Below are 16,639 nucleotides of genomic sequence, written 5' to 3' on the forward strand. Positions count from 1 at the left end.
CGTCAGCAGCCCTCGGTGTCGTCAGCTGCTCGCCGCGGCCGTCACCGTGGCGGGATCCACGCCGGTCAACTCCACGATGCGGTGCGGTGCCACACCCGCGGCCAGGGCGCGCCCGATCAGGCCGTCCCGGCCGTCCGCGCAGTCGCGGTAGGCGAGCAGCTCCTCCTCGAGGCGGGCGAGGGGCTCCGGCGTCATGCTGCGGCGGAGGCGGTTCAGTTCCTCCTCGCTGAGCGGGACGGGCAGCCGTTCCGCGTCCTCGGGCACGGCCGCCGTCTCCTCCGGCGGCAGCAGGCGCAGGCGCGGGGAGTCCGGCGCGCTGTTCTGGGCGTCCAGCCATGCGCGTACCGCGGGAGTCTCCATGCACGCGAGATCGCCGACGGCGGCCGGGGGCACGCCGAGCGGCGCGGACGCGTCGTCAAGCAGGAAAAGGTAGGCGTCGTCAGTCATCCTGGGCTCCTTCCAGCGGGCGCTGATCGACGTCCCTTTACCCCGCAGCGCCCGGATTAGCGCCGTGCCGCCCTGGTGGTCGGGCCGGGGCGGACCCCGGCCGCGCAGTACGGCCGGTCCATGAGGGACACGGCCTCACCGCCGTCAGCACGCGCTTCCACCAGGCCCTCAGGCCTTGGCGGTTGGTGCGGCACAACGCCTGCCGCCGCCACGCCGCCGCCACGCCGGACGGCGGCTCCGGGCCCGCGAGGTCCGGCAAGACCGGTGACATTGCCGGTCCGCGCGCGGGTGCCGGACCCCGGCAGTGGCACGGCCAGCCCGATGGCGGTGCCCTCCGCGGGCACGCGGCGGACTCCCCAGGTCCCGCGTGCCCGCGGCACGAGTCGCCGCCATGACAGAGAGGACGACTCGTCGTGCGACTCCACCCCCACACCGCCTCACCCACGCATGCCGCCGGCTCCCTCCGGCGCCGGACCGGGGCGACTGGCCGGCACCGCGGCGGCGCTCGCCGTCCTCGTCGGCGCGGGCCCCCTGACCAGCCCGGGGGCCCACGCGGCCGACAACCCCTACGAGCGCGGCCCGGCCCCCACCACATCCAGCATCGAGGCACTGCGCGGCCCGTACGCCGTCTCGCAGACGTCCGTCTCCTCGCTGTCCGCCACCGGATTCGGCGGCGGCACCATCTACTACCCGACGAGCACCGGCGACGGCACCTTCGGCGCGGTGGCCATCTCGCCCGGCTACACCGCCTACGAGTCGTCCATCGCCTGGCTGGGACCGCGCCTGTCGGCCGGGGGCGCGGTTACCGCAGCACAGACACCGTCCCCGCCGACGCACGCGTCGAGCAGGGCACGACTGTGCCCTGCTCACCGGAGCGACATCCGCCGTCAGGAGCTGTGAGGAACGTGTTCCGAATCCGGCAGCGCTCGACCGCCGGGTTCGGCCCCGCGGGCACCGCTTGCGTGCCCGGACCGCAGGAGTGACCACTCAGGGTGCCTGAGAGGCACTGCACTGAGCCTCGCAGCGAATCGCGACACCCTGTGTCACGTATTCCTCTAGGGTTTTCGTATGCGCGCCGACCGGCTGGTCTCACTGGTTCTGCTGCTGCGCCAGCGCGGCCGGCTGTCCGCCACCGCGCTGGCCCGAGAGCTGGAGGTGTCCACCCGAACCGTGCTGCGCGACATCAAGGCGTTGTCCGCAGCAGGCGTCCCGGTCCACGCCGAACGCGGCCGGCACGGGGGTTTCGCTTTGCTTCCCGGTTTCCGGACCGAGCTCACCGGACTGAACCACGACGAGGCCCTTGCGCTGCTGGTCGCCGGATCGCGGCGCGGCGCGCAGGCGTTCGGCCTGGGTTCGGCGCTCGCTTCGGCCATGCTCAAGGTGGTCGACGCGCTCCCCGAGAGCCATCGCGACACCGCCGCCGGTGTGGCCGAGCGAATGCTCATCGACCCTGAGACCGACCTCCTCTCGCGCCGACTGGTCGCCGAGGAGGTACCTGACCCCATAGCGGCCGAGGCCCCACGCGCCGTGTTCGCCGGACACAAGCTGCGCATCCACTACGCGGCGGTCGAACAGACCCCGAAATGGCGCACGGTGGACCCGATCGGCCTGGTCACTGTGCGCGATCAGGGGTACCTGCTGGCCACGAGGTCAGGCGTGGACCGCACCTATCGGTTGTCCCGGATCCTGGCCGCCACGGAACTGCCCGAACCCGCACAGCGACCGGCCCGGGTCGATCTGGACCGGGCCTGGCAGGAACGCAGCACGCGGTTCCGAACGGGCGGCGGCCAAGTCACCGTGCTGGTACGAGTGGACCCGGCGCGGCGGGAGGAACTGGTGAGCACCGCGCTGGCCGTCCTCGCCGAAGAGACCGACGCAGAAGGCCGGCTGCGGCTGGAGGTGACCTTCCAGGATTCGAGACACGCCGAATGGGCGCTGTGGCATCTCGCCCCGCACGCGGAAGCTCTGGCCCCGCAGTGGCTGCGCACCGCCCTGCGCAACCGGGCCGCCGCGATCGCCGCCCGCTACGAAGCGCCCTCCTGAGCATCGAAGGGCGGTTCCGCAGGCGCGGCCCTCACCAGCGCGACAGAGGCGGCGTCGTGGAAGCCGGGGCCGCCGAGGGCTGATGGAGAGCGCGGATCGGGGTACCTGCGTCGGCATGGCACCGGAAATTGATCACGCTGAGTCCGTACGAGCCCTGCGGCAGCTGCGAAGGATGCGCACCTTCTACGCCGGGGGTTCGGTGTTGTGGGCCGCTGTGGCCGCATCTGCGGGGTGGGACGACCCCGGAAGCCGACAGATGTGGGTATCGGTGGTCCTGCTGGTGGTCTTCGCCGCCTTGCTGTCCATGACGTCCCTGTGGCTGCGGCGGCGGCAGGGCGCCCGTGCGGATGAGCCCGTGCACCATGCCGCTCCGCGGAGGACGGTCTGGCGCCGCCACGCCAACGCGTGAGTGCTGGAACCTGGCGCCGCGCCGTGCGGATGGGTGGCTCGCCGTGCGGATCGGCGGCTCACCGGCCTTCCGCGCCACGTGAGCGGTGCGGTGCTTGAGGGGCGGGCTGAGGGGCGGCCCTGCTGCCATCGGGCGTCCCGGGCGCGGCGCTTGGACACTCCACCGCCCCACGGAAGTTCCGCCCCGGCATGCCTCGGAATGACGGTTCACTTCCCCCCGCGGCTGGGCAATGGCCAGAGAATGTCATGAGCACGACTGCATGGCTGTCCTTCCCCCACAAGGAGGTCGATCATGCACGACTCTTCACCCCGTCTCGGACGACGAGCTGGAGGAACTGATTCGGGAGAAGAAGATCGACAGCGGCCTGTGAATCCGCCGGCGTTCCCTGGGGGTGCGCTCGCCGGATCGGCATCGGCGGGGCGGCTACGCTTGGCGACGAGCTGTGTGACGGCGCTGCATGGCCCCGTTCGTGATCGGTCGTGCAGGGCCGGAGCTCACGGGACGAGGCCTCACCCGGCCCGGCGGCCGGACAAGGTGCGTGTGCCGGCTGACAGCCTCGTCCCATAACCTCCTGGATGGAGACGTCGGATGCGATGTCTGTCCACGGTGCTTCGGGGAGGCGATGGTGTTCGGAAGGGGCGCGCGATTGCTCGCGGGCGTCGTAGCCGTGGTCTGCGTGGTGCTCGTCGGCCCCAGTGCACCAAGCGGTGCCGGGTCAATGCCCGTCGAGGCCGTCAGGGATGTCGTACCGAACCGGGTCATGACGTGGAACATCTGCAACCCCTGCGAGGTGAGCAACGTGGACCGGGCAGCGGAGATCGCCACGTATGCTCCCCAGGTCATCGGCCTGCAAGAAGCGTGCGTGCGTGACGTCAAGAGCATCCGGGACTATCTGAAGAACCTTCACGGGCTGGTCTACCACGTCAAGTACGGCAGCGTTCTTCGTAATTGGGGCCGCTGCGGGGGAGCCCCATGGAATCCCGGGGCCTTCGGCCAGGCGGTTCTCTCGGCGGCACCGATGACCGACGTCGTCAAGGTGGAATACCCCGACGGCGGTTCCGAAGACCGGGGGTACATGGCAGTCACCACCACCGTGGGCGGCGAGCCCGTCCGGGTCTTCAACACACACCTCGCCCAACGACGTCAGGAGGCAGTCCGAGCAGACCAGACCGGCGTACTCGCCCCAGAGATCGCCCGGCACGACCGCGCGATCGTTCTCGGCGACTTCAACGCCGTGCCGGACGCCCCCGAGCTCACCGGGATATGGGCACTGGCCACGGATACGGACCCCGAGTGTCATCCCTCGCCCACGGGCAGCTGCCAGCCGACCACCGACTGGCAGAGCAAGTTCGACTACGTCTTCCTGCGAGGCCTCGTCCCGCTCAAGCACCGTGTTCATCCGTCCCCGTACTCGGACCACCACCTGGTGCACGCCGACGTGCGGTTGGACTAGTGCCGCAACAGACCGGCGCGTGAAGGCCCCGGCAGCACGACGTGGAGCGGAACGCTCCCACGCATCAGCCGTCCGGGTCGGCGCCCTCGTTCCACTGACCATGCCCGGCTGGTTCGAGGCAGACCGGCACTCGCTCGCTTGACTCGAGCCGGCCGTCGGCGAAGTCAATGGCCGGAGGAATCGGCGGAAGTCCCCTCGAGTCGGTGATCCGTGACGCGGCCGCTGATCCGCAGGGGGACGCGGCGGCCGTGGACGAGTCGGCCCGCCTGGGCGTGGCCGCCTCGGCGGGGGAGTACCACAGCGTCGTCGCCCGCGCCGCTGCCGCCAGCGCCGACGTGCTCGGCCTGGTCGCGATCCCGTTCCTGTGCTACCTGCCCGACCGCCTCACCCCACTCGGTGAACGAGTCGAGACGGCCCTGCGCGAGCGGCTGGCCGAAGCACCCTCCTTCATCGCCTTCGAGGGCTACGACACGATTGTCACCCCTCGCGGACATGCGGTCTCACGGCTCGGATCGGACGCGTAGGGCCGGGTCCTGGGCACGTCCCGCAGTCGAAGGCACCCGCGCGCGGATCCGCTTCTCGCGCCCGCCCGGCATCAGCGTGTGGCAATGGGCCTGAACGCCGACCCACGTCGTGGAACGGGATCCGGCAAGCACGGGCCGCTCCCGAGTCCTCCACGCCGGCTGAGAGAGCACGCGGGTCCCGACCGTCTGGACCGGATCGTCGCCGAGCACGCGGACCGGGCAGACCCGCTGGACCATGTACGCGACCTGGCCACCGTGCCGTGCGACCTCGCCGATCCGCTCACCGAGGAGGCCGCCTCGGTCCTGGTGCCGTCGCCCATGCGTCCAACGACACCCTGGTACCGGCCCAGCCTGTTCCGCCGGCGCGAAGGTCGGGATCGCGGGGGAAAACGCCTCCGGGACATCCACGCCCAGCCGTCCCCCGGCGCCCCGCCCCCCCGGGGTCATTCCGCACCGGCTCCGCTGCCGGACGCGCCCGTTCCACCGGATGGCCGGACCACCCCGTGTGAGCGGGCGGGCAACGTGGCACCGATGCTGCATGCGCAACGTGAGCACCGGTGACGAGGGGCTGTGGTCCCGGGTGACCGGAAACGCAGCGGAGGGGCGCAGCACAGGCACCGTGCCGCACCCACGCACGGTGTCCGGCGCCCCCGGTGAGGCGACCCGCCGAGCGCTCGACGCGGTGGGGCGATGCCCGTGACCGCCGACACGGCCCCGGCACGCCCCGGACCGCCGCGTGCCCTCGCGCTGCTCGCCGCCGCCCACGGCGGGCCCGCTCTGGCCGTCACCGCCATCACGGGCCTGCTGGCGTTCCGCTGCGGCCTGCACCCGCTGGACGCCGTCGCCGTCACCGCGGCGGTCTTCACCGGGCAGCTGACGATCGGCTGGGGCAACGACCTGCTCGACCTCTCCCGCGATCGCGCCGTGGGCCGCACGGACAAGCCGCTGGCCGTCGGTTCCCTCCCAGCCGACTGGGTGGCGCGCGCCCTGGTCGTCGCCGCTTTCGCCTCCCTCGTGCTGTCCACGCTCGCCGGCTGGCGCAGCGCCCTGGTCAACGTCGTCCTCGCCACCGGCGCGGGCCACGCCTACAACCTCGGGCTCAAGGCAACCTCCTGGTCCTGGGTGCCGTACGCGTGCGGCTTCGGGATGCTGCCCTCGGTCGTCACCCTCGCCGCCTCGCCCCCTCACTGGGCGCCCTGGTGGATGACCGCTGCCGGCGCCGCGCTCGGCGTCGGAGCGCATCTGCTCAACGTGCTGCCCGACCTCGCCGACGACGAGGCCACCGGTGTCCGCGGCCTGCCGCACCGGATCGGCGAACGTCCCTCGCGTTTCCTGGCCGCCGCGCTGCTCACCGCGGCCTCGCTGCTCGCGGTGACCGGTCCCGCCGGATCTCCTCCGACGTGGTCATGGACGGCCGTAACGCTGGTCACCGTCCTCGCGGTGCTGACCTGGTTCGGCCGCGGGCGCGCTCCCTTCCGTGCCGCGATGACCATCGCCCTGCTCGACGTCGTGCTGCTGATGGTCGTTTGATGGCACCGGCAGACACCGCCGTGGCCGGCGCCGGCGCACGCCCGTCCCGCGCCACGAACCCACCGCCAGGCCCGCCCCATCCGCCGCGCTCACCGTCACGGTCGAGCTCGCGCCCGGCCTCGGCCGGGTGCTCCTCGCGCCCCACCGCCCGATACCAGGAGCCAGCATGACCATGCGCGTCCTCAGCGTCCGCGGCACCCTGCCCGAACACCGCAACCGGCAGGAGGAGATCACCGAGTCCTTCGCCACCACGCTGGTCGGGAACACGGTCGACCGCGGCGTCGTCGAGCGGTTCCACCGCAACGTGTGCGTCGAGACCCGGCACACCGTGCTGCCGCTCGAGGAGTACGGCCGGATCGAGGACTTCGGCCAGTCGAACGACGTCTTCATCCGGGCCGGCGTCGAACTCGGCGGCCGCGCGGTCGTCGACGCGCTCAAGAGCGTCGGCCTCACACCCGCCGACGTCGACTACATCGTCTCGTGCACGGTGACCGGTCTGGCCGTGCCGTCGCTGGAGGCCCGGGTCGCGGCGGAGATCGGACTGCGCGCCGACGTGGTGCGCATGCCCCTCGTCGGCCTCGGCTGCGTCGCCGGCGCGGCCGGCATCGCCCGCCTGAACGACCTGCTGCGCGGGCGCCCCGACGCCGTGGCGGTGCTGATGTCGGTCGAGTTGTGCTCGCTCACGCTCCAGCGCGACGACACCTCGGTCGCCAACGCCGTGGCCAGTGGCCTGTTCGGGGACGGTGCCGCCGCCGTGGTCGCCGTCGGGTGCGAACACCCTCTCGCACAGACCGACGACCCCGCCGTTCCCGAGGTGCTCGCCTCGCGCAGCCGTCTCTATCCCGACTCGGCACGCATGATGGGCTGGGACATCGGCTCCGGCGGGTTCAGAGTCGTCCTCGACTCCGCGGTCCCCGACCTGGTGCGCCGGTACGTCGGCGACGACGTCCGCGGCTTCCTCGCCGATCACGGCTTGACCGGCCGCGACCTCGCCTGGTACGTCGCGCACCCCGGCGGCCCCAAGGTCCTCGAAGCGCTGCAGGACGCCCTCGGCGTCGAGCGGGACGCGCTGAGCGTGACCTGGGACTCGCTGCGCCGGATCGGCAACCTGTCCTCCGCCTCGGTGCTGCACGTCCTGGCGGACACGCTCGCCGACCGCCCGCCCCCACCCGGCTCCTACGGGCTCATGCTCGCCATGGGCCCGGGCTTCTGCTCCGAACTCGTACTCCTGCGCGCCCCGGGCGGTGGACAGTGAGCAGCGAGACCTGGTTCACCGTCCTGGTGCTGGCCGTGGGCCTGGAGCGGGTCGCCGAGCTGGCCGTCTCCCGCCGCAACGCCGCCTGGAGCCTCGCGCGGGGCGGCGTGGAGTCGGGGCGGGGGCACTATCCGTTCATGGTGGTGCTGCACACCGGCCTGCTCATCGGCGCGCTCGCGGAGGTGTGGCTGCGCCGGCCGGGCGTCGTACCGGTCCTGGCCTGGTCGATGCTCGCCCTCGTCGCCCTCGCGCAGGGGCTGCGCTGGTGGTGCATCGCCACGCTGGGCCGGCAGTGGAACACCAGGGTGATCGTCGTACCCGGCGCCGCGCGAGTGACCGGCGGCCCCTACCGCTGGATTCCGCACCCGAACTACGTCGCCGTCGTCGCCGAGGGGCTCGCGCTTCCTCTCGTGCACTCGGCCTGGATCACGGCGGTCGTGTTCACCGCGCTCAACGGGCTCCTGCTCGCCACCCGCGTCCGCGCCGAGGACGCCGCCCTGGCGGAGCTGGCCTGAGGAGGCACGCATGGATCTGCTCGTCGTCGGCGGGGGACCCGCGGGCCTGGCCACCGCCCTGCACGCGGCCCGGGCGGGCCTCGACGTCACCGTCTGGGAGCAGCGCGCCGGCATCGTCGACAAGGCGTGCGGCGAGGGTCTGATGCCGGGTGCCGTCGCCGCGCTGGCGGCACTGGGCGTGCATCCGCCGGGGCACGACCTGCGAGGCATCCGCTACATCGCAGGGCCCCGCCGCGTCGACGCCCGCTTCAGAGTGGGCACGGGACGTGGAGTGCGCCGTACGACGCTGCACGGGCTGCTGCGTGAGGCGGTGCTGGCGGCGGGCGTACGCATCGACCAGCGCACCGCGCGTCACGTCGACCAGGACCGGTACGGGGTGGTGGTCGACGGCACCCGCGCCGGTCACCTCGTAGCGGCCGACGGCCTGCACTCGCCGATCCGCCGCGCCCTCGGGCTGAACGGAACACGCCGGTCCTCGCTGCGGCACGGACTGCGGCGCCACTACGCGCTGGCCCCCTGGAGCGACCACGTCGAGGTGCACTGGGCCCGCGAAGCGGAGGCCTACGTGACCCCGGTGGCCGACGACCTCGTGGGCGTCGCGGTGCTCACCACCGCCCGCCGCTCGTACGACGACCACCTCGCCTCCTTCCCCGAGTTGCGGGAGCGGCTGGCCACGGCACGCACCGCGGGACAGGTGCGGGGGGCGGGCCCGTTGCGCCAAGTGGCGAGCGCGCGTACAGCCGGCCGGGTGCTGCTCGTGGGCGACGCCGCCGGGTACGTCGACGCGCTCACCGGCGAGGGCATCGCGCTGGCCCTCGCGCAGGCGCCTGCCGCGGTACGGGCCGTCACCAGCGGCGATCTGGCGGCCTACGAGCGGGAGTGGCGGCGGCTCACCCGGCGCTACCGCTGGCTGACGCACGCGCTGCTCGGCGCGACGCGGACACCCCCGGCGCGCACCGCGCTGGTGCCCGTCGCGCAACGGCTGCCGTGGCTGTTCTCCGCGACCGTCGCCATGCTGGCGCACCCAGCTTGCGAGCTTCCTGAAAGCGATGACGAGAGGGGTCGTCCGTCGAGACACGGCCGGGGGTGAGGCGCACAAGCGGAAGAACTCGTAAGGGTAAGGCGGATGATCTTCCGCTCGGTGAGGTGCACCATCGAACCGGACACCCCTGAACGGCCCTCGGGTCTCACAGCATCGCCCTACGATGCCCGGATGCAGCCACATTTCACCGGCACCTGTCTGATCACCGACGATGTTCCAGCCCTGGCCGCCTTCTACGCTGAGGTCCTTGACGCGGAAGCCGAGGGCGGTGACCTCTTCGCACGGGTGACGGCCCCCGGCGGCGTTCTGTCGTTCTTCTCCACCCAGGGCATGGAGTCGATGGTGCCCGGTTCGACGGCCGCCTCCGCGAGCGGGGGCTTCACCTTGGAGTTCCGGGTCACCGACGTGGACGCACGCCATGAACGACTGCTGGCTCGGGGCGTTGAGATCCTCAAGCCGCCGACCCCCCAGCCATGGGGGCGCCGATCGGTGTGGCTGCGTGACCCGGACGGCAACATCGTCAACCTCTACCAGCAGGCGTGACGGCCCGCTCTCCCCGAAGCGCTTGACGGGTCGGCCTCCACCACCCCCACGCGCTCCGCACCCATTTCTGCTGCCCGGTGCCGGCGGTTGCGGCGTGTATCTCGGATCCGCCACCGACGCACACACCGCCGTCCGTCACCGCTGGGATCGAAACGGCCCTGCGTCCAAAGAGGAACGCCTGCACGATCAGGTCCGGGAGGCACGGCCCCGCAAGATCCGCCGATCGTCGACGCCGGCCGGCTCGGGTGGGTGTGCCACGACCCCGGAGGCCGTCACGGGATGCAGGTGTGAACGACGACGTAGTAGGCCACCCGGCAGGGGAGGGGTTGGGGAGACAGCCTCTCGGGCTCTTCGCCGTCCATGGTCGGCGAAGGGCCTACCACGCGCCCACGTGGCCCGAGCGCGGGCGGCGCCCATGGTCTACTGCCGGTCATGCCGCTGCTGCTCCTGGACCTGGACAACACCCTGATCGACCGTGGCGCCGCCTTCCGGGCCGCAGTCGCCGACTTCCTCGCCGAGCACGGACTGCCCGCCTCCGACCTCGAGTGGGTGATGACCACTGATGCCAGCGGCTATACGCCGCGTCACGAAGTCGCCGCAGCCCTGACCGATCGATACGGGGACATGGTGCCGACAGCCGCGGTACGCGCCCTCCTCGACCACGGCGCCGCCGACCGCGTCGTCCTGGGGCATGCCTCCCGCGAGGCGCTCGGCACAGCACAGGGGGCAGGCTGGACCTGCGTGATCGTCACCAACGGCCGAGCCGCTCAGCAGGAGGCGAAGATCCATCGCGTCGGACTCGACCGGCTCGTCCAAGGCTGGGTCATCTCCGAAGACGTCGGCCACAAGAAGCCGGACCCGGAGATCTTCCAGGCGGCAGCCGAGAGCGTCGGCGTGCCTCTGCGCGGCGCGTGGGTCATCGGGGATTCACCGCACGCGGACATCGCCGGCGCCGAAGCCCTCGGCCTTCGGAGTGTGTGGGTGACGGACGGCCGACCTTGGGTCCAGGGCTCCTACGCGCCCACGTACGTCACTCGCGATGTCGCTGCCGCGATCGGCCACGTCATCTCGGCACCGGCATGAGAGAACGTGCGGCGGCCCGGGGGGAAGCGCTGCTCGAGCCATGGCCGCTGCGATCACGATCGCACGGCCTCCTGGCCGTTTACGGTGATGCCCAGCCGGTCCGCCACGGTGGTGAGGGCCGGTCCCAGCGGAAGCGAGACCCGGGTGAGGGCGTGCCGGTCACCCCTGGTCGGGTCCCGGTTGACGATCAGCACCGGCTTCCCGGCCTGAGCCGCCTGGCGGACGAAACGGAGCCCGGACATCACTGTCAGTGAGGAGCCGAGGATCAGTACCGAGGTCGCCTGACGGACCAGCTCGCGGCAGTGCTCGACGCGCCGTGGCGGAACGGCCTCGCCGAAGAACACCACGTCCGGTTTGAGGACGCCGCCGCAGCTCGCGCAGGGGACGACGCGGAAGTCTCCGACCTGTGCGTCGGTGAGGTCGGCGTCACCGTCCGGGTTGATCCCGGCGGCCACGGGAGCGAAGCCCGGATTCGCCTCCTCAAGCCGCAGCGCGAGTTCGCTGCGCGGGCTGAAGGCGCCGCAGGCAAGGCAGACGACCCGGGCCAGGCTTCCGTGGAGTTCCACCACGCCTTCGCTGCCGGCGGCCTGGTGCAGGCCGTCGACGTTCTGCGTGATGACCCCCGAGAGCAGGTCGTGCCGCCCGAAGGCGGCCACGGCCCGGTGGCCGGCGTTGGGACGGGCGCGGCCGAAGGTGCGCCAGCCTAGGTGGCTGCGCGCCCAGTACCGGCGCCGGGCCTGGGCAGTGGCGGTGAAGTCCTGGTAGGTCATCGGTGTGTGCCGGCTGAGGCTCCCGCCCTCGCCCCGGTAGTCGGGGATGCCCGACTCCGTGGAGATGCCCGCTCCGCTGAGCACCAGCACCCCGCCGGTGCTCAGCGCGTCAGCGACCGGCTCCGGATCCGTCGTACCCGGCGGCAGGTCCGCGGTGGGCGTCCAGCTCACAGTGGGGCGCATGCGCATGCCGTCAGGGTACGGAACGGCTGCCTCTGGCGCGGCTGTGCCGCCGATCGGGCCGGATGCCCGCCCTGCGCGTCGCGTCGCGATGCCGCCCGGGCGGGACGGCTGAGCGCGAGCGGTCCGCTCACCCGCCCCGCTGTGCAGGTGCGGCGGGCGCGGTCGTGTCCTTTTCTGCCGGCCGGCCGGTGCTGAAAACCTCTGAGCGGGACACACGGTCAGGCAGCGGCGCGCACCTGTCGCGCGCCGTCCGACGAGAGGAACGAGGTGGGCGATGCGTGCGCTGACGGTGCGGCCTGGCGCCGAGGACTCCGTAGAGGTGAGGGATGTGCCTGACCCCGCCCCGGCCGCGGGTGAGCTGTTGGTCGACGGCCTGGCGGTGGGGGTGTGTGGAACGGACAAGGAGATCGCCCGAGGCGAGTACGGCTGGGCCCCGCCAGGCCGTGCTTGGCTGGTCCTGGGGCATGAGTCCCTGGGCCGGGTGCGACAGTCGCCTCCCGCAAGCGGCTTCTCGCCCGGTGACCTGGTCGCCGGGGTGGTGCGCCGCCCGGATCCCGAACCGTGCGGGGCCTGCGCCCGCGGGGAGTTCGACATGTGCCGTAACGGCCGCTACACCGAACGCGGCATCAAGGAGGTCGACGGCTATGGGGCGCAGACGTGGTGCGTGGAGGCCGACTACGCGGTGAAGCTGGAGCCGCACCTGGACCGCGCCGGTGTGCTCATGGAGCCGGCCAGCGTGGTGGCGAAGGCATGGGAACAGGTCGAGCGGGTCGGCGCCCGTTCGTGGTTCGAGCCACAGCGCGTGCTGGTGACGGGTGCGGGTCCCATCGGTCTGCTGGCCGCCCTGCTGGGCACACAGCGCGGACTGGACGTGCATGTGCTCGACCGGGTCACCGAGGGGCCGAAACCCGCCCTGGTACGGGACTTGGGCGCCACCTACCACGCGAAGGACATCGAGCAGGTCATCTCCGCCGTGTGCCCGGATGTCGTCATCGAAGCGACCGGCGCGAACGAGCCCGTGCTGGCCTCGCTGACCGGCACCGCGCCCTACGGAGTGGTCTGCCTCACCGGTGTGTCCCCCGTCGGCCGCAGGACGACCGTGGACGCGGGTGCCGTCAACCGGGAGATGGTGCTGCAGAACGACGCGGTGGTGGGCTCGGTCAACGCCAACCTGCGTCACTACCGTCAGGCTGCCGACGCGCTGGCTGCGGCCGACCTGTCGTGGCTCGAGCGCGTGGTCACCCGGCGGGTGCCGCTGGAGCGCGCGACGGAGGCGTTCACGCCGCGACCGGACGACGTCAAGGTGGTCATCGATCTCTAGACGGCAGGAACCTCTGGACGGCAGGGATCCCCGGACAATAGGGACCTCTGGACGGCACGAATCGAAGGGAAGGTTCTGGATGTCTCACCACACTGCACCGCCCCTGGTGGTGGTCATGGGTGTGTCAGGCTCGGGGAAGACCACGGTGGGCCGACTGCTGGCACAGCGCCTCGGTGTTCCTTACGCCGAGGGGGACGACTTCCACCCCGCGCCCAACGTGGCGAAGATGCGAGCCGGTCACCCTCTGGACGACGAGGACCGCCGCCCCTGGCTGGACGAGATCGCACGATGGCTGACCGGGCACGCGGACAGCGGAGGGGTGGTCGCCTGTTCCGCGCTGAAGCGGCGCTACCGCGACCGGCTGGCCTCCGGCGCGCCGCACGTCTTCTTTCTTCACCTCGACGGCTCGCCCGAGCTGATCGCCGCACGGATCACCGCCAGGCAGGGCCACTTCATGCCGCCCGAGCTGCTCCGCACCCAGTTCGCCGACCTTGAACCGATGGGCGAGGACGAAGTGGGCGCGGCCGTCCCGATCGACGGTACGCCGGAGCAGACCGCCGCCCTCGCACAGACCGCCGTCACCTCCCCTTGAGCAGTTCGGCAGCATTCGCCGGACGGCCGGGCAAGCGGAACCTTGCTCAGTGCCGAACGCCTCAGGAGCCCTCGTGTCCGAATCCGCCAGGGACGCAACCGCCGCGCCGGGAAGAGGGGATGACACGCCGCTGCGACGCGTCATCGGCCCCAGACTGCTGGTCCTGTTCGTGATCGGTGACATCCTCGGCACCGGCATCTACGCCACCACCGGTCAGGTCGCCGGCAAGGTCGGCGGGGCACTGTGGCTGCTGTTCGTCATCGGCTTCGTCGTGGCCATCCTGACCGCCGCCTCGTACGTCGAACTCGTCGGCAAGTACCCGAAGGCGGCCGGGGCGGCGCTCTACACCCAGAAGGCATCGTGCTGCGCCACGACCGCGTCGAGCACAAGCACTTCCGCACGCCGACCGCCCTGCCGGTGCTCGGCGCCGTCACCGCCCTGATCCTGGCCAGCCCCCTCTCCGACCGGTCCGCCGACGTCTATATCCGCGCGGGTGTGCTGCTGGCCATCGGAATCGGGCTCTGGGCGCTCAACAAGGCGGTGCTGAAAGCCCACGGCGTCGGTTGATCGCGGCGCGCGACAAGGAACCGCCGGCCGTCCCGGTCCCCTCCCTCGCCGCACGTCCCGGCCGGCAAGTCCCTACGAGTTGTGGCTTATGGGCGCTCATGGACGGACCGCCCAGACGTGGCCAGAGGCCCCGTCATCAGGTCATCTGTCCCGGACCCTTGACTAGTTACGCGGTAGTAGTCATCCTCGTCGCACATTGAGCGAGGTCATGACAACCAGGCTGTCGCTCCCGGCCCTCGGGCCCGGGACGGCCCGATACGTCGGCCACGCCATCCCGCCGACCGAGGGACGTGGGCTGTGACCCGTGCCGAACGCCCGTACCGCCCACGCAGGAACGTCACCCTCGTGTCGCTCCTCCTGCTCGTGCTGGCCGCCGCGCTGGGCCCGACGCCGAGTTCGGCCGCCGGCACCGACTGGTGGACCCCGACCGCACGGCCCGCGCCGGACTCGGAGATCAACGTCACCGGCGAACCCTTCACCGGCACCGACGCAGGCGGCGAGGTACGCGGCTTCGTCGACGCTCACAACCACATCTTCTCGAACGAGGCCTTCGGCGGACGCCTGATCTGCGGCAAGCCGTTCTCCGAGCGGGGCGTGGCCGACGCGCTCAAGGACTGCCCCGAGCACTACCCGGACGGCTCGCTCGCGGTCTTCGACTTCATCACCAACGGAGGCGACGGCAAGCACGACCCGGTCGGCTGGCCCACCTTCAAGGACTGGCCCGCGCACGACTCGCTGACCCACCAGCAGAACTACTACGCCTGGGTGGAGCGGGCCTGGCGCGGCGGTCAGCGCGTCCTGGTCAACGACCTCGTCACCAACGGCGTCATCTGCTCCGTGTACTTCTTCAAGGACCGCAGCTGCGACGAGATGACGTCCATCCGGCTCCAGGCCAAGCTGACGTACGACCTGCAGGCACACATCGACAAGATGTACGGCGGCACCGGCAAGGGCTGGTTCCGGATCGTCACGGACAGCGCGCAGGCCCGCCAGGTCATCGAACAGGGCAAGCTGGCGGTCGTCCTCGGCGTCGAGACCTCCGAGCCCTTCGGCTGCAAGCAGATCCTCGACATCGCGCAGTGCAGCAAGGCCGACATCGACAAGGGCCTGGACGAGCTGCACGCCCTGGGCGTGCGCAGCATGTTCCTGTGCCACAAGTTCGACAACGCGCTCTGCGGTGTCCGCTTCGACTCCGACGGCCTCGGAACGGCCATCAACGTCGGCCAGTTCCTGTCGACCGGCACCTTCTGGAAGACGGAGAAGTGCACCGGGCCGCAAGCCGACAACCCCATCGGCAACGCCCCGGCGCCCGAAGCCGAGCAGAAGCTCCCGGCAGGCAAGGAGGTCCCCTCGTACAGCGCTGACGCGCAGTGCAACGTCCGGGGACTCACCGATCTCGGCGAGCACGCCGTCCGCGGCATGATGCAACGCGGGATGATGCTGGAGATCGACCACATGAGCGTCAAGGCCACCGGTCGGGTGCTCGACATCTTCGAGGCCGAGTCCTACCCTGGCGTGCTCTCCTCGCACAGCTGGATGGACATGGACTGGACCGAGCGGGTCTACGGCCTCGGTGGTTTCATCGCCCAGTACATGCACGGCTCCGAGGACTTCGTAGCGGAGGCGAAGCGCACGAAGTCCCTGCGCGACAAGTACGGCGTGGGCTACGGCTACGGCACCGACATGAACGGCGTGGGCGGCTGGCCCGCCCCGCGCGGTGCGGACGCCCCCGACAAGGTCACCTACCCGTTCAAGAGCGTCGACGGCAACTCGGTCATCGACCGGCAGACCACCGGCGAACGCACCTGGGACCTGAACACCGACGGAGCGGCCCACTACGGCCTCGTCCCCGACTGGATCGAGGACATCCGCCGGGTCGGCGGCCAGGAGGTGGTGAACGACCTCTTCCGCGGCGCCGAATCCTACCTCGACACCTGGGCTGCCTCGGAGAAGCACGAGGCCGGAGCCAATCTCGCGACCGGCGCCACCACGTCGGCCAGTTCCTCCGAGTGGAGCCTGTTCACGGACTACAAGCCGCACCGGGCCGTCGACGGTGACCGCGGCACCCGCTGGGCGAGCGACTGGAGCGACGACCAGTGGTACCAGGTCGACCTCGGGGCCACAGCGCTCGTCAAGCGGGTCACCCTCGACTGGGAGCGCGCGTACGCCAAGTCGTACCGCGTCGAACTGTCCACCGACGGAGTGAACTGGCGAACCGCCTGGTCCACCACAGCCGGCGACGGCGGCCTGGACACGGCCGCATTCAGCGCCACCCCGGCCAGACACGTACGCATCCAGGGACTGGAACGCGGCACCGACTGGGGCTACTCCCTCCGCGAGGTCGGCGTCCACACCAGCTGAC

At 71.5% G+C, this 16,639-nt stretch carries 16 protein-coding genes and 2 pseudogenes; 16 read left to right on the top strand and 2 right to left on the bottom strand.

Annotation, left to right across the window (positions count from 1 at the left end; genetic code table 11):
* Nucleotides 1-21: 21 nt before the first annotated feature.
* The gene (locus tag ACZ5TL_RS29720) at nt 22-447 is read right to left on the bottom strand and encodes a DUF6003 family protein (RefSeq protein ID WP_468593638.1); all 426 of its coding nucleotides are present in this window, start codon (nt 445-447) and stop codon (nt 22-24) included.
* A 447-nt stretch (nt 448-894) separates the two neighbouring features.
* Between ACZ5TL_RS29720 and ACZ5TL_RS29725 the strand changes: the two genes are divergently transcribed.
* From ACZ5TL_RS29725 to ACZ5TL_RS29775, 11 genes and pseudogenes are all read left to right on the top strand, one after another.
* On the top strand, nt 895-1,347 hold the full coding sequence (locus tag ACZ5TL_RS29725) for a poly(ethylene terephthalate) hydrolase family protein (protein ID WP_468593640.1): 453 nt from the start codon (nt 895-897) through the stop codon (nt 1,345-1,347).
* 168 nt (nt 1,348-1,515) lie between these two features.
* Nucleotides 1,516-2,490: a helix-turn-helix transcriptional regulator gene (locus tag ACZ5TL_RS29730; protein ID WP_468593641.1), complete on the top strand. Its 975-nt coding sequence runs from the start codon at nt 1,516-1,518 to the stop codon at nt 2,488-2,490.
* A 256-nt stretch (nt 2,491-2,746) separates the two neighbouring features.
* Complete coding sequence (locus ACZ5TL_RS29735; protein ID WP_468593642.1) at nt 2,747-2,899, top strand: hypothetical protein; 153 nt, start codon at nt 2,747-2,749, stop codon at nt 2,897-2,899.
* 622 nt (nt 2,900-3,521) lie between these two features.
* Entirely contained in the window at nt 3,522-4,352 is an 831-nt protein-coding gene (locus ACZ5TL_RS29740) for an endonuclease/exonuclease/phosphatase family protein (RefSeq protein ID WP_468593643.1), read from the top strand.
* 19 nt (nt 4,353-4,371) lie between these two features.
* Nucleotides 4,372-5,039: pseudogene (locus tag ACZ5TL_RS29745) on the top strand (ABC transporter substrate-binding protein).
* Nucleotides 5,040-5,566: 527 nt separating this feature from the next.
* The gene (locus tag ACZ5TL_RS29750) at nt 5,567-6,406 is read left to right on the top strand and encodes a UbiA family prenyltransferase (RefSeq protein ID WP_468593644.1); all 840 of its coding nucleotides are present in this window, start codon (nt 5,567-5,569) and stop codon (nt 6,404-6,406) included.
* Nucleotides 6,407-6,572: 166 nt separating this feature from the next.
* Entirely contained in the window at nt 6,573-7,661 is a 1,089-nt protein-coding gene (locus ACZ5TL_RS29755) for a type III polyketide synthase (RefSeq protein ID WP_468593645.1), read from the top strand.
* Complete coding sequence (locus tag ACZ5TL_RS29760; protein WP_468593646.1) at nt 7,658-8,176, top strand: isoprenylcysteine carboxyl methyltransferase family protein; 519 nt, start codon at nt 7,658-7,660, stop codon at nt 8,174-8,176. Before ACZ5TL_RS29755 ends, ACZ5TL_RS29760 begins: the two co-directional genes overlap by 4 nt.
* Nucleotides 8,177-8,186: 10 nt before the next feature.
* Nucleotides 8,187-9,266: an NAD(P)/FAD-dependent oxidoreductase gene (locus ACZ5TL_RS29765; RefSeq protein WP_468593647.1), complete on the top strand. Its 1,080-nt coding sequence runs from the start codon at nt 8,187-8,189 to the stop codon at nt 9,264-9,266.
* A 123-nt stretch (nt 9,267-9,389) separates the two neighbouring features.
* Nucleotides 9,390-9,761 (top strand): VOC family protein, encoded by a 372-nt coding sequence (locus ACZ5TL_RS29770; protein WP_468593649.1) that lies wholly within the window; start codon nt 9,390-9,392, stop codon nt 9,759-9,761.
* Between the two features lie 432 nt (nt 9,762-10,193).
* Complete coding sequence (locus tag ACZ5TL_RS29775) at nt 10,194-10,844, top strand: HAD family hydrolase (RefSeq protein ID WP_468593650.1); 651 nt, start codon at nt 10,194-10,196, stop codon at nt 10,842-10,844.
* 53 nt (nt 10,845-10,897) lie between these two features.
* On the opposite strand, the gene ACZ5TL_RS29780 is transcribed toward ACZ5TL_RS29775, so the two are convergent.
* Nucleotides 10,898-11,803: an NAD-dependent protein deacetylase gene (locus tag ACZ5TL_RS29780; protein ID WP_468593651.1), complete on the bottom strand. Its 906-nt coding sequence runs from the start codon at nt 11,801-11,803 to the stop codon at nt 10,898-10,900.
* A 268-nt stretch (nt 11,804-12,071) separates the two neighbouring features.
* On the opposite strand from ACZ5TL_RS29780, the gene ACZ5TL_RS29785 reads away from it, so the two are divergent.
* From ACZ5TL_RS29785 to ACZ5TL_RS29805, 5 genes and pseudogenes are all read left to right on the top strand, one after another.
* A complete protein-coding gene (locus ACZ5TL_RS29785; protein ID WP_468593652.1) occupies nt 12,072-13,118 on the top strand; it encodes a glucose 1-dehydrogenase in 1,047 nt (348 codons plus the stop codon).
* A gap of 79 nt (nt 13,119-13,197) precedes the next feature.
* Nucleotides 13,198-13,710, top strand: a complete 513-nt coding sequence (locus tag ACZ5TL_RS29790) for a gluconokinase (protein WP_468593653.1) — start codon at nt 13,198-13,200, stop codon at nt 13,708-13,710.
* A gap of 73 nt (nt 13,711-13,783) precedes the next feature.
* A pseudogene (locus ACZ5TL_RS29795) lies at nt 13,784-14,068 on the top strand (amino acid permease); the annotation flags it as partial.
* A gap of 59 nt (nt 14,069-14,127) precedes the next feature.
* Entirely contained in the window at nt 14,128-14,277 is a 150-nt protein-coding gene (locus ACZ5TL_RS29800) for a hypothetical protein (RefSeq protein WP_468593654.1), read from the top strand.
* 297 nt (nt 14,278-14,574) lie between these two features.
* The gene (locus tag ACZ5TL_RS29805; protein ID WP_468593656.1) at nt 14,575-16,638 is read left to right on the top strand and encodes a discoidin domain-containing protein; all 2,064 of its coding nucleotides are present in this window, start codon (nt 14,575-14,577) and stop codon (nt 16,636-16,638) included.
* Nucleotide 16,639 lies beyond the last annotated feature (1 nt).

Source organism: Streptomyces sp. NPDC033136, assembly GCF_055578235.1.